10 protein-coding genes and 2 pseudogenes are annotated in these 13,395 nt (G+C 69.0%); 4 read left to right on the top strand and 8 right to left on the bottom strand.

What is annotated here, in order from left to right; genetic code table 11:
- Window positions 1-100, top strand: a pseudogene (locus tag ACWDEX_RS29830) (IS481 family transposase); the annotation flags it as partial.
- 32 nt (window positions 101-132) lie between these two features.
- Here ACWDEX_RS29830 and ACWDEX_RS29825 read toward each other — a convergent pair.
- Complete coding sequence (locus ACWDEX_RS29825; protein WP_450467492.1) at window positions 133-351, bottom strand: hypothetical protein; 219 nt, start codon at window positions 349-351, stop codon at window positions 133-135.
- Window positions 352-597: 246 nt separating this feature from the next.
- Between ACWDEX_RS29825 and ACWDEX_RS29820 the strand changes: the two are divergent.
- Window positions 598-2,033: pseudogene (locus ACWDEX_RS29820) on the top strand (MFS transporter); the annotation flags it as partial.
- Window positions 2,034-2,203: 170 nt separating this feature from the next.
- On the opposite strand, the gene ACWDEX_RS29815 reads toward ACWDEX_RS29820, so the two are convergent.
- The 3 genes from ACWDEX_RS29815 to ACWDEX_RS29805 form a co-directional block, all read right to left on the bottom strand.
- Complete coding sequence (locus ACWDEX_RS29815; protein WP_450467490.1) at window positions 2,204-3,106, bottom strand: ADP-ribosylglycohydrolase family protein; 903 nt, start codon at window positions 3,104-3,106, stop codon at window positions 2,204-2,206.
- 12 nt (window positions 3,107-3,118) lie between these two features.
- A complete protein-coding gene (locus ACWDEX_RS29810) occupies window positions 3,119-3,778 on the bottom strand; it encodes a histidine phosphatase family protein (protein ID WP_450467488.1) in 660 nt (219 codons plus the stop codon).
- Between the two features lie 128 nt (window positions 3,779-3,906).
- Window positions 3,907-4,512: a YdbC family protein gene (locus ACWDEX_RS29805; protein WP_450467486.1), complete on the bottom strand. Its 606-nt coding sequence runs from the start codon at window positions 4,510-4,512 to the stop codon at window positions 3,907-3,909.
- A gap of 152 nt (window positions 4,513-4,664) precedes the next feature.
- Here ACWDEX_RS29805 and ACWDEX_RS29800 point away from each other — a divergent pair, with 152 nt between their 5' ends.
- The gene (locus ACWDEX_RS29800) at window positions 4,665-5,198 is read left to right on the top strand and encodes a TerD family protein (protein WP_450467484.1); all 534 of its coding nucleotides are present in this window, start codon (window positions 4,665-4,667) and stop codon (window positions 5,196-5,198) included.
- A 99-nt stretch (window positions 5,199-5,297) separates the two neighbouring features.
- Here ACWDEX_RS29800 and ACWDEX_RS29795 read toward each other — a convergent pair whose 3' ends face one another.
- The gene (locus ACWDEX_RS29795; protein ID WP_450467482.1) at window positions 5,298-8,183 is read right to left on the bottom strand and encodes a vitamin B12-dependent ribonucleotide reductase; all 2,886 of its coding nucleotides are present in this window, start codon (window positions 8,181-8,183) and stop codon (window positions 5,298-5,300) included.
- Window positions 8,184-8,335: 152 nt separating this feature from the next.
- Window positions 8,336-8,890, bottom strand: a complete 555-nt coding sequence (gene nrdR, locus ACWDEX_RS29790; protein WP_450467480.1) for a transcriptional regulator NrdR — start codon at window positions 8,888-8,890, stop codon at window positions 8,336-8,338.
- 528 nt (window positions 8,891-9,418) lie between these two features.
- Here nrdR and lexA point away from each other — a divergent pair.
- Window positions 9,419-10,198 (top strand): transcriptional repressor LexA, encoded by a 780-nt coding sequence (gene lexA, locus ACWDEX_RS29785; protein ID WP_450467478.1) that lies wholly within the window; start codon window positions 9,419-9,421, stop codon window positions 10,196-10,198.
- A 160-nt stretch (window positions 10,199-10,358) separates the two neighbouring features.
- Here lexA and ACWDEX_RS29780 read toward each other — a convergent pair whose 3' ends face one another.
- Window positions 10,359-12,332 carry an ATP-dependent DNA helicase gene (locus ACWDEX_RS29780; RefSeq protein ID WP_450467476.1) on the bottom strand — a complete coding sequence of 658 codons (1,974 nt, stop codon included), beginning with the start codon at window positions 12,330-12,332 and terminating at the stop codon, window positions 10,359-10,361.
- Between the two features lie 216 nt (window positions 12,333-12,548).
- On the bottom strand, window positions 12,549-13,394 hold the full coding sequence (locus ACWDEX_RS29775; RefSeq protein WP_450467474.1) for a GNAT family N-acetyltransferase: 846 nt from the start codon (window positions 13,392-13,394) through the stop codon (window positions 12,549-12,551).
- Window position 13,395 lies beyond the last annotated feature (1 nt).

Genomic DNA, 13,395 nt, shown 5'->3' with positions numbered 1-13,395 from the left:
CGAATGGCTGCACACCTACAATCACCACCGCGGACACACCGCGCTGAAAGGCCAACCACCCGCCAGCCGCGTTCCTAACCTCACGAGGCAATACAACTAGCGCCAACTCATGGTCAGCGTTTGCTATTTGGCTTAATCATTTTGCAAAGTGACTTGTTGTGCGGCCTGGTTCACCAGGTCGAAAACGGGCGCTCGTCGGCGCCGGCGCCCGCATGTCACGCCGTTCCTGGCCCAGCTGTAGCGGTCCACGCCCGAGGTGTCGTCTCCGCTCCTCGTCGCGACGAAGGCGATCACGGCCAGCGCTATTACGCTGAGCAGGATGCCCGCGAGGCGCTTGTTCTGGAGCCTCACTTCGGCCACCTCCCAACTGGGTTAACTCACTTACTGGGGCCGTGGGGGGCGGGCAGGACCATGCCAAGGAGGGGCGACCCAGGTGCACCTGCTATGCCGCAGGAGAGCGCTGGGCGGGCCTACGCGAAGGGTCAGGCAGCCGCTCGGCCCGTCGCGGCGGGCGAGGCGTCTTCCTCGGGGAGGATGCGTTTTGCCTGGTCAGGGCCGCCGTACTGAATTCGGAACCTAATGATTCGTGATCTTGGAGTCCCTGACGGGACGATTGTGAACATCGCGCTCCCGCACATTCAAGACACGCTCAACTTCAGCACCACCGACCTGACGTGGGTGGTCAGCGCTTACACACTCACCTTCGGCGGTCTGCTGCTTCTCGGCGGCCGGGCCGGCGACATCCTCGGCCGACGCCGGGTCTTCATGACCGGCATCCTGCTCTTCACCTTCGCCTCACTGCTCGGTGGACTGTCCCAGGAACCCTGGCAGTTGCTGGTCGCGCGCGCAGTCCAGGGCGTGGGCGGTGCCATCGCCTCGCCCACCGCGCTGGCGCTCATCACCACCACTTTCCCCGAAGGTCCCGAACGCAACCGCGCGTTCGGCGTCTTCGCCGCGGTCTCGGCCGGCGGCGGCGCGATCGGCCTGCTGGCCGGCGGCATGCTCACGGAGTGGCTCGACTGGCGCTGGGTCCTCTTCGTCAACGTGCCCATCGGTGCTCTGATCGTCGTGCTGGCACCGAGGTTCATCAGCGAGTCCGCACGCCACCCGGGGCGCTTCGACGTCCCCGGTGCGCTCACCTCGACGCTCGGCATGGCATCCCTGGTGTACGGCTTCATCCGCGCCGCCGAGAAGGGCTGGCGGGACAGCCTCACCTTCGGGTCCTTCGCCGCGGCCGTCCTGCTGCTGGCCGCCTTCGCCTTCATCGAGAAACGGGCCACGGAGCCGATCACCCCGCTGAGGATGTTCGCCGACCGCAACCGCTCGGGCACGTACGTGATCATGCTGAGCCTGGCAGCGGCGATGTTCGGCATGTTCTTCTACATCGTGCTCTTCGTGCAGAACGTGCTCGGGTACACGCCGATCAAGGCCGGAGTGGCCTTCCTGCCGGTGACGGTGGCGATCGCGATCGGCGCGGGCCTGTCGCAGCGGTTCCTGCCGGTGCTGGGCGCCCCAAGCCGTTCATGCTGGTGGGCGCGACACTGGTCGCCACCGGGCTCGGCTGGCTGACGTTCATCAGCCCCTACAGCTCGTACCTCTCAGGGGTGCTCGGCCCGATGCTGGTGTTCGGCTTCGGCATGGGCCTGAACTTCGTGACGCTGACGCTGACCGCCGTCTCAGGCGTCGCCCAGCACGAGGCGGGTGCGGCCTCCGGCCTGCTCAACACCACGCAGCAGGTGGGCGGTGCACTCGGCCTGTCCATCCTGACCACGGTGTTCGGCACAGCCAGCCGGAACGAGGCGGAGAAGCAGATACCGAAGTTCATGACGAACGGCACGGCCGAGCAGAAGGCGGAGTTCGCCAGGACACATCAGCTGCCCGCTCCCTGGGGGCACAAGATACTCGCGCACGGCATCTCGACGGCGTTCGGCCCGGCCACCGCGATGGCCGTACTGTCCCTGGTGACGGCCGCCTTGGTCATCCGGGTACGCAAGCGCGACCTGGAGGCCCTGGCCGGACCGGCCGGAGGCTGAGGCGGCCCGCCCGTTCCCTTCCCCGGTCCGTCGTGACCCGTGGCGTCCCGGGCGTGCGAACCGGGGCAGGGTCGGCGGGCCGGGTGCCGGTTGCGCGGACAGGGCCGTGCCGGTGGCGGGCGGGCCCAGGTCGTCGCCGCCGGGTGCGCATCGGCCCGCGCCTCGACCGCCTACGCGAACGAGGGCGCCCAGTCGGGCAGCGGTTCCGCCCGCGCCAGCCACTCCGCGGGCGGTGCTCCGGCCTTCTCGGAAGCGACCACTCCGCCGACGATGGCGCAGGTTGTGTCCATGTCACCGCCCACCTGGGCAGTCGTCCAGAAGGCCTGTGCGTAGTCGCCTAGGGAGCGCGCGGCCGACCACAGCGCGAACGGCACCGTGTCGTGCGCCGTCGTACGCCGCCCGCAGCCCAGTACCGCCGCGACGGTCGTCGCGTCGCCGTAGTCGAGCATGTCCCGCGCCCGCCGCAGCCCGGCTCCGACAGCGCTCTTCGGTACAAGCGAGATGACGCCGTCGAGCAGGGCCTCGGCGCTCGGTGGACCAGCCGGACCGGCGACGAAGGCGGCTGCGGCGGCGACGGCCATGGCACCGACCACGGCCTCGCGGTGCTGGTGCGTGGGATACGCGGAGATCTCCGCCTGGTGCGTGGCCTGCTCAGGGTCGTCGGCGTACCAGGCACCCAGGGGCGCGATCCGCATCGCCGCGCCGTTGCCCCACGAGCCCTGCCCCTCGAACAGCGCCGCGGCCAGCTCGCGCCAGTCGCCGCCCTCCCGGACGAGACGGAGGAGACGGCCCACGGCGGGTCCGTAGCCACGGTCGAAGTCATGGTGCTCGGCGAAGGAGCGGGCCAGTGCGTCCTGGTCGATGCGGCGGTGCAGGGCCAGGACGGACACGACGGAGCAGGCCATCTCCGTGTCGTCCGTCCACTGCCAGCGGCCCGGCGGCAGCTCGCGGCGCTTGAGCAGCGGATAGTTCGCGGGGACGAAGAACTGTGAGCCCAGCGCGTCCCCCACTGCCAGTCCGCGCAGGCTGGCCAGCGCGCGCTCCAGGCGCCGGGAAGAGGAGTCAGCGGTCATCGCCCTGCCACTTTATCCGGTGACCCAGTGCGGTTCCGGATCACGCCAACGCTCGAACGGCCGGTCGAGCGTGTACTTGCCGTTCTCCCCGAGGAGGAGCGTGCGGGTCTCTCCGTTCCCGGGGTTCGAGAGGCATTCGAATTCCGCGACCGTCCAGTGGAACCAGCGCATGCAGAACAGCCGCATCGCCAGTCCATGAGTCACCAGGAGTACGTTCGGCGGATGGTCGGGAGCCTCGAAGCTCCGGAACAGGCTCTCCAGGAAGCCACCCACCCGGTCGTACACGTCAGCGCCGGACTCGCCCTGGGCGAAGCGGTAGAAGAAGTGCCCGTACGCGTCCCGGTACTCCTTCTGGAGCCGTACGTCGTCGCGGTCCTGCCAGTTGCCCCAGTCCTGCTCGCGCAGCCGGGGCTCCTCCCGGACGCGGACGAGCCCGGGGTCCAGGCGGAAGGCATGGAGTGTCTCGTGGGTGCGGCGGTACGGGGAGACGTACACACTGACACGCTCCCGGCCGAAGAGCTCCCGTAGCCGCTTGCCCGTCTCCTCCGCCTGCCGCCGTCCCCTCTCGGTGAGCGGCAGCGCGTGGTCCGGCTGGCGTTCGTACACGGAGTCATCGGCATTGCCCGCCGACTCGCCGTGCCGGACAAGGACGATGCGCCGCGGTCGTGCCATGTCAAAACCCTAGATCGAGTGACGCCCGAACGGGCACCCGACGGGCCCCGGACGGCGGATTCCCGCCGGAGGCGGCGACGGTCGTCCGGCCCCCGCTCCGGGCCGCCACAATCACCCTTACCGCGGGCTCACACCGTCCACATCGGCTCCAGATCCACGATGTCGCCCGTGAGCGCCGCGACGTCCGCCTCGGTCTGCGCCCTCAACGCCAGGCGCTCCACGCGCTCGGCACGGTACTTACCGTGCTCGGCGGCCGACTGCCACATCGACAGAACCAGGAACTCATGGCCCGGCGCCTCGCCGAACAGCCCGCGGATCATGCCCGGCGAGCCGGCCATGGCCGGGTTCCACACCTTCTCCTGCATCAACGTGAAGTGCTCGGCCCGCTCCTCGTGGACCCGGCAGTGCGCGACCCGCACCAGGTCGGCATCCGTGAAGCGGGGCTCGAAGCCGGTCTTCACATCGAAGCGGTAGTCGAACAGTCTGGACTGCAGGTCCTTGAACGTGCCGGACTGCGACGCGGCGAGCCGGTCGTGGGAACGTGCCATGAACGAGTCGTAGAAGGCACGGCTCTCCCAGAACGCGAAGACGTGCGCCACACCGGGCCTCCCCCGGCTCCAGCCCCCGCCCTGTCCCCGGAATCCCGGCTCCCCCAGAAGCCCCGCCCATTTCCGCTGCCCCCGCTCGAAACCGCGGCGGTCGACCACGGTGCAGCGAATCCACTTGACCAGCACCGCGCCATCGTAAGGCCCCGGTGCGTGGCCTGGGTCACGCTCTCCCGTAGTACGCCCCGGCGAACACTCCCACGTGGAAGGCACAATAGACAACTGCCTCTTAATGCACTGGAGTTCATGCGGAGAAGGCATGAACCGGGGAGGGATGCGTGATGAGCGGTATCAACAAGGGCATAGGCAAGGCGGAACTGGCGGTGAAGTGGGACCCGAGCCCGTCCGGCCGGCCGCCCACCGATCTCGACATCGTCGCCGCCACCTACCTGGCGGCGGATCCGTACGGGGATCCCGACTACGTCGTGCACTTCGACAGCCGCTCCCCTGACGGCACGATCTATCTGAATCGCGACAGCACCGACGGCAAGGGCTTCGGCTGGGACGAGATCATGACGCTGGAGCTGTACCGGCTCGACAGCCGGTACGCGCGCGTGGTGGCCGGCGTCGTCATCCAGCAGCACACCGGGCGCAGGACGTTCGTCGACGTCCTGAACCCGGCGCTGCGTCTGCGCGAGGGCTACACGGTCCTCGCCGAGGACGACTTCGGCGGTGTCCTGGGCGCGACGGCGGCGACCGTGGCCGAGTTCGTCCGCGACGCCTCCGGCGAGTGGACGTTCCGACCAGGACTTCGCGGCTACGACACGGATCCCGCGGGCTTCGCCCGCCTCATGGGCAGCCGGCACGACTCCTGACCCCCTCCCCGAAGGGCGGCACGGACGCTGAGGGCGGTGGAGCCGAGGAGTCGGCTCCACCGCCCTCAGCGGTGGTTCACACCCTGACGGTGCCCGTGATCAGCTGCATCCGCTCGTCGAGCCGCAGCCCTCGCAGATGTAGCAGGAGCCCGCCCGCTGCATCTTGGTGCCGCAGGAGAAGCACAGCGGAGCGTCCGCCTGGATGCCCAGCTGCATCTCCACCAGCTCGGCGCTGGTGTGCGCCTCCTTCGGGGCCGGCTGGGCCACCGCGGCCTCGGTCTTCGGGGCGGCGACCGCCTTCAGCTCCTGGGCGAGCGGCGCCGACTGGGCCAGCCCCTCGACGTCGACCTCCTCGTCGATCGGCTCGTACGAGCCGGTCTCCAGGTGCCGCTGGCGCTCCTCGGCGGAGTGGATGCCGAGCGCGGAACGCGTCTCGAAGGGCAGGAAGTCCAGCGCCAGGCGGCGGAAGATGTAGTCGACGATCGACTGCGCCATCCGCACGTCCGGGTCGTCCGTCATACCGGCCGGCTCGAAGCGCATGTTCGTGAACTTCGAGACGTAGGTCTCCAGCGGCACACCGTACTGCAGGCCCACCGAGACGGCGATCGAGAAGGCGTCCATCATGCCCGCGAGGGTCGAGCCCTGCTTGGACATCTTCAGGAAGACCTCTCCCAGCCCGTCGTCCGGGTAGGAGTTGGCGGTCATGTAGCCCTCGGCACCGCCGACGGTGAAGGAGGTGGTGATGCCGGGACGACCCTTCGGGAGGCGCTTGCGGACCGGACGGTACTCGACGACCTTCTCGACCGCGGGCTTCGCGACGGACTCCGGCACCTGCTTCTCGGTGGTCTCCTTCTTCTTGGCGGAGAGCGGCTGACCGACCTTGCAGTTGTCGCGGTAGATCGCGAGCGCCTTGATGCCCAGCTTCCAGGCCTCGAAGTAGATCTCCTCCACCTCCTCGACGGTCGCCGACTCCGGCATGTTGACCGTCTTGGAGATGGCGCCGGAGATCCACGGCTGGATCGCGGCCATCATGCGGACGTGGCCCATCGGGGAGATGGCGCGCTCGCCCATGGCGCAGTCGAAGACCTCGTAGTGCTCATGCTTGAGGCCCGGCGCGTCGATCACATTGCCGTGCTCGGCGATGTGGGCGACGATCGCCTCGATCTGCTCCTCCTGGTAGCCGAGGCGGCGCAGCGCCTGCGGCACGGTGCCGTTGACGATCTGCATCGAACCGCCACCGACCAGCTTCTTGAACTTGACCAGGGCCAGGTCCGGCTCGACACCGGTGGTGTCACAGGACATCGCGAGACCGATGGTGCCGGTCGGCGCGAGGACGGACGCCTGGGAGTTACGGAAGCCGTTCTTCTCGCCGAGGCGGCGCACGTCCTGCCAGGCCTCCGTGGCGGCGGCCCACACCGGCGTGTCCAGGTCGTCCATCCGGACGGCCGCGGCGTTGGCGTCGGCGTGCTGCTTCATGACGCGCAGGTGCGGCTGCTCGTTGCGGGCGTAACCGTCGTAAGGACCGACGACCGCGGCCAGCTCGGCCGAGCGCTTGTACGCCGTGCCGGTCATCAGGGAGGTGATGGCACCGGCCAGGGCGCGGCCGCCGTCGGAGTCGTACGCGTGCCCGGTCGCCATGAGGAGGGCGCCGAGGTTGGCGTAGCCGATGCCGAGCTGGCGGAAGGCGCGGGTGTTCTCGCCGATCTTCTCGGTCGGGAAGTCCGCGAAGCAGATCGAGATGTCCATCGCGGTGATGACCAGCTCGACCACCTTGGCGAAGCGCTCGACGTCGAAGGACTGGTTGCCCTTGCCGTCGTCCTTCAGGAACTTCATCAGGTTCAGCGACGCGAGGTTGCAGGACGTGTTGTCCAGGTGCATGTACTCGCTGCACGGGTTCGAGCCGTTGATGCGGCCGGACTCCGGGCACGTGTGCCAGTGGTTGATCGTGTCGTCGTACTGGATGCCGGGGTCGGCGCAGGCCCAGGCGGCCTCGGCCATCTTCCGGAAGAGCGACTTGGCGTCGACCTCCTCGATGACCTCACCGGTCATGCGAGCACGCAGGCCGAACTTCCCACCGCTCTCGACAGCCTCCATGAAGGTGTCGTTGACGCGGACCGAGTTGTTGGCGTTCTGGTACTGGACGGAGGTGATGTCCTCGCCGCCGAGGTCCATGTCGAAGCCCGCGTCACGCAGGGCGCGGATCTTCTCCTCCTCCTGGACCTTGGTCTCGATGAAGTTCTCGACGTCCGGGTGGTCGACGTCCAGGATGACCATCTTGGCGGCGCGGCGGGTGGCGCCGCCCGACTTGATCGTCCCGGCGGAGGCGTCGGCGCCCCGCATGAAGGAGACCGGGCCGGAGGCGTTGCCGCCGGAGGAGAGCAGCTCCTTGGAGGAGCGGATGCGGGACAGGTTCAGGCCGGCGCCGGAGCCGCCCTTGAAGATCATGCCCTCTTCCTTGTACCAGTCGAGGATCGACTCCATGGAGTCGTCGACGGACAGGATGAAGCAGGCGGAGACCTGCTGGGGCTGGGGAGTGCCGACGTTGAACCAGACGGGGCTGTTGAAGCTGAAGATCTGGTGCAGGAGGGCGTACGCCAGTTCGTGCTCGAAGATCTCGGCGTCGGCGGGCGAGGCGAAGTACTTGTAGTCCTCACCGGCCTTCCGGTACGTCTTCACGATGCGGTCGATCAGCTGCTTGAGGCTGGTCTCACGCTGCGGGGTGCCCACGGCACCCCGGAAGTACTTGCTGGTGACGATGTTGACCGCGTTCACCGACCAGAACTCGGGGAACTCGACGCCACGCTGCTCGAAGTTGACCGAGCCGTCGCGCCAGTTGGTCATGACGACGTCACGGCGCGCCCACTCGACCTCGTCGTACGGATGTACGCCGGGGGTGGTGTGGATGCGCTCGACCCGCAGTCCCTTGGTGGCCTTGGCCCCCTTCGCCCGGGAACCCCGTGCCGGACCGCTCGCCGTCTCTGTCATGCCGCCTCCCTGTGTCGGGCAAAACGCCCTGAAGTGCCCGTTTCTTCCCGTGGCACCGTGTTGTGTGTCTGCTTGTCACGCGCATCGTGCGCGGGCGCGCGTGACGGGTCTGTGTGCGCCTCCGACGAGGCCGGCCCCAGCCGGCCCTCGCGTCAGTCGGTGGCGGTGGCGGGCACGGGGACGTCAGCCGCCCCTACGGGCCCGCGATCGACTTCCCGGCGCTCCACGTCCAGGTCGTCGTCGTCCAAGGCGGGGCACCCCCGCTGCTGCTTCCTGAGTTCCGCGATGGCGGCCTCGAAGTCCTCCAGCGAGTCGAACGCCCGGTACACGGACGCGAACCGCAGGAAGGCGACCAGGTCGAGTTCCTGCAAGGGGCCGAGTATGGCCAGGCCCACGTCATGGGTGGTCAGCTCGGCGCTTCCGGTGGCCCGCACCGCCTCCTCGACCCGCTGGCCGAGCTGGGCGAGAGCGTCCTCGGTGACGGGCCGACCCTGACATGCCTTGCGCACGCCGTTGATGACCTTCGTGCGACTGAAGGGCTCGGTGACTCCGGACCGCTTGACCACCATCAGCGAGCACGTCTCCACGGTCGTGAAACGACGGGAGCAGTCGGGACACTGGCGGCGCCTGCGGATCGACGTGCCGTCGTCGGTGGTACGACTGTCGACGACGCGGCTGTCGGGGTGCCTGCAGAAGGGACAGTGCATGGCTCCAACCCTCCTTTTCAGCACGGCTCATAGACCTCGCAAGGCCTCACGGGCCCCTCGAAGCAGCCCCAAGCATAGGCGATCGCCGAGGACCCGAAGACCAAGGGACCACAACTTCTGGGCCACTGTCGCGATCCAACCACTACATGTAGCGATTGACTCGTACATTCGCCGTCGACACCCGCGAAACGGGGGACGGGCGCGTGCCGCTCGGGTATCCCGAATCGGGCCCTGCGCGGACACAGGGCGCGCCATCGGGGCGCCACGTGGAGAAGGGGGCCGGTTCCGGGTCCGCGGGGCTCCTGATGGCAGACTGAGCATCGACTACGGCGTCCCGGCAAGGCCTCGCCCCGGCGGTGAAGGGTACAACAATGAGCGCTTTTGTCCGTCGGGAACAGTGCAGGCCATACACCCGGACGCTTGGTCGCGTCAGATAGTTCGAGGTTTTTCACTCGAACGTGTGTTTGGTGCAACCTTTCGAAAGCATCTACCGTTGTGCTGCACGGGAGACCATCGAGAGGGGCCGACGTGACCACCACCGCAGACAGTGCCACCATCACTGCCCAGGACCGCTCCCAGGGCCGACTCGAGCCGGTGCATGCGATGAACGAAGCCACGAACAACGAGGGCCCCAAGAGGTCCCTGCCCGGCCGACCTCCAGGCATCCGGGCGGACAGCTCCGGACTGACCGACCGGCAACGCCGAGTGATCGAGGTCATCCGAGACTCCGTGCAACGACGCGGGTACCCGCCGTCGATGCGTGAGATCGGCCAGGCCGTCGGCCTCTCCAGCACCTCCTCGGTGGCCCACCAGCTGATGGCACTGGAACGCAAGGGCTTCCTGCGTCGTGACCCCCACCGCCCGCGCGCATACGAGGTGCGCGGTTCGGATCAGTCGGCCCCCGTGCAGCCGACCGACACCGCAGGCAAGCCGGCCGCGTCCTACGTCCCGCTCGTCGGCCGCATCGCCGCCGGCGGCCCCATCCTCGCCGAGGAATCCGTCGAGGACGTCTTCCCGCTCCCCCGGCAGCTCGTCGGCGACGGTGAGCTCTTCGTCCTGAGGGTCGTCGGCGACTCCATGATCGAGGCCGCGATCTGCGACGGCGACTGGGTCACGGTCCGCCGCCAGCCCGTTGCCGAGAACGGCGACATCGTCGCCGCGATGCTCGACGGCGAGGCCACGGTCAAGCGCTTCAAGCGCGAGGACGGCCATGTCTGGCTGCTGCCGCACAACTCGGCGTACCAGCCGATCCCTGGAGACGAAGCGACGATCCTCGGCAAGGTGGTAGCGGTGTTGCGGCGGGTGTGACCCCACCGCGGCGGGCGGGCCTTCCCGACACCCGCCCCTGATCCGGGCCCCGGAACCCCTGCGCCGGTTCCGGGGCCCATGTCGTCCCGGGCCTGCCCCACTCCCCCGGTGCACTGTCCCGCGAGCGCGGGACAGTGCACCGGCGGGACACGCCCCACCGCTACGACTCGTTCGTCTTCGCCGCCGCGTCGATGGCCGCCAACGACTTCCGCACCTGATTCCGGTCCGTCGTGTACCAGAAGTCGGGCAGGGACGCCTTCAGATAGCTGCCGTAGCGGGCCGTGGCCAGCCGCTGGTCCAGCACCGCCACCACACCGCGGTCCTCCGACGCCCGCACCAGACGGCCGGCACCTTGTGCCATCAGCAGTGCGGCGTGCGTCGCGGCGACAGCCATGAAACCGTTGCCCCCGCCGTCCTCGACGGCCTTCTGGCGGGCGCTCATCAGCGGGTCGTCGGGGCGCGGGAAGGGGATCTTGTCCATGACCACCAGCTGGCAGCTGGGGCCGGGGACGTCGACGCCCTGCCAGAGCGAGAGCGTGCCGAAGAGGCACGTCTTCGGGTCCGCCGCGAAATTCTTGATCAACTCGCCGAGTGTCTCCTCGCCCTGGAGGAGGATCGGGAACTCGGGGATACGGGTGCGCAGCTCCTCGGCGGCGAGCTGAGCGGCCCGCATAGACGAGAAAAGACCCAGCGTGCGGCCGCCTGCCGCCTGGATCAGCTCCGTCAGCTCGTCCAGCATGTCCGCACGGTCGCCGTCTCGCGCGGGCCGCGAGAGATGCCGGGCGACGTACAGGATGCCCTGCTTCGGGTAGTCGAACGGGGAACCGACGTCGATGCCCTTCCACTGCGGGAGGTCGTCGCCCTCCGTTCCCTCGGGGGCGAGTCCGAGGGACGCTCCGACGCCGTTGAAGTCGCCGCCCAGCTTCAGCGTGGCGGAGGCGAGGACCACCGAGCGGTCCGCGAAGAGCTTCTCCCTCAGGAGCCCCGACACCGACATCGGGGCGACCCTCAGGGAGGCACCGAAGCGGTCGTGGCGCTCGTACCAGACGACGTCCCATTCGGAGCCGTTGGTGATCCGCTCTGCCACGTCGTGCACGCTCTCCACGGAGGCCAGCGCCTGCTTGCGGACGGCGTCCTCGTCCTGGACGGACTTGTCGCGGGTGTTACCGAGCGCGCTGATCACCGTGCGGGCGGCGTCCCGCAACGCCATCAGGGCATAGCCGAGGTCCTCCGGGATCTCCTCCAGACGGCCGGGCAGGGCCAGCTCCATCAGCCGCTCGAAGCCCTCCGCAGCCGTCTGGAGCTGGTCGGCGGCCTTCTCGTCGACGAGCTTGGCGGCCCGGCGCACCGCACGGTTGACCTGGCCCGGGGTGAGTTCGCCGGTGGCGACACCCGTCACTCGGGAGACCAGTTCGTGGGCCTCGTCGACGATCAGTACCTCATGCTGCGGGAGGACCGGAGCGCCCTCGATGGCGTCGATCGCGAGCAACGCGTGGTTCGTGACGATCACCTCGGCGAGCTTGGCGCGCTCGCGGGCCATCTCGGCGAAGCACTCGGCTCCGTACGCACACTTCGAGGCGCCCAGGCACTCACGCGACGACACCGACACCTGAGCCCAGGCACGGTCCGAGACACCCGGAGTGAGGTCGTCGCGGTCACCGCTCTCCGTCTCCTGCGACCAGTCCCGCAGCCGCAGCAGGTCCTGTCCCAGCTTGCTGGCGGGCGCGGCCGCCTCGAACTGGTCGAAGAGGCCGTCCTCCTCGTCCTGTGGCACGCCCTCGTGCAGACGGTGCAGGCACAGGTAGTTCGACCGGCCCTTGAGCATCGCGAACTCCGGGCGGCGGCGCAGCAGCGGGTGCAGCGCCTCGACCGTGCGCGGCAGGTCGCGCTCGACGAGCTGGCGCTGCAGCGCCAGGGTGGCGGTCGCCACGACGACGGGCTCCCCGTGCGCGAGCGCGGGCACCAGATAGCCGAGCGACTTGCCGGTACCGGTGCCGGCCTGGACCAGCAGATGGGAGCCGTCGTCGATCGCCTCGGCGACGGCTTGGGCCATGGTCACCTGGCCGGGGCGCTCCGTGCCGCCGACAGCCGTGACGGCAGCGTGCAGGAGTTCGGGGAGTGAGGGCTTCGTCATAGCGCGACCACCCTACGGCCCGGCACCGACAACAGAGGTATCGACGCCATGGCTCGTGGTGTGCTCACCGGGAGTGCGGAGGTCAGCACGGTTGCGTGGACCGTGGGGAGCGACCGGGTCGAACGGACGGATTCGGCGCGACGAACGGATTCGGCACAAGGACTCCTCGGGACGGGAACCGACACGGAATACGCTTTGTTACGGAGAGTGATGGAGCTAGAGGAGATGACGCACGGCCCGGTCTCGGACCATCAGGGCGGCCCGCTTGTCGGGCAGGTCGATCTCGGCGGAGAACCGGAAGCCGGCGCTCAGGAAGGCTGCGATGGAGGGGGTGTTGCGAAGGTCGGGTTCGGCGACGACGCGCGCACAGGAGGGACGCTGGTCGAGGACGAGGTCGGCGACGCCACGCAGCAGGGTGGAGCCGAGGCCGCGCCCGCGGTCGGCGACACCGCCGATGAGGAGGTGGATCCCGGTGTCATGAGGACGGGCGGGATAGTGGCGAGCCAGGGAGTCGAGGTCGGCCCGGTAGATCTCCCAGTAGCTCATCGGCGTGCCGTCCAGGAATCCGAGGCAGGGGACGCTGCGTCCGTCACCGGAGAGTTGCGCGCACAGGTGCCGCTCGGTCACCGACTCGTGTCCCGCCAGATCCCAGAAGACCGCGACGGCGGGGTCGTTCATCCAGCGGGCCACGAGCGGGAGATCACGGCGGGGGTCCACAGGGACGAGGCGGAGTTCGCCCACGGAGGTGGCGATCGCGCCCCAGTCGGCGAGGTGGTCGAGGAGGCCGTCGTCCCAGGGGACGGTGGGAGGTGCGGTGTCAGAGGAGGCAGCTCGGGCAGGATGCGTGACCGTGGTGGCACACGCGGTGCCGCGCAGGTCCGTCTCTCCCCCGGCGCACAGCATCATGAACTCTTCGGGCAGCTTCAGGTCGAGGGTGTCCTCGCAGTCCGGACCGGGTTCCGGGCCACGGCCGGAGCCGGTACCGGCTCCGGAGCCCGTGTCGGGTCCCGTGGCGTGGGCGGAGGCGGTGCCGGCGTCGGTGCTCGCGTCGGTACAAGACACG

The organism is Streptomyces sp. NPDC001020 (genome assembly GCF_053599115.1).
The sequence above is the reverse complement of the archived record's forward strand: the minus strand, read 5'-3'. Positions and strand labels throughout refer to the sequence as shown.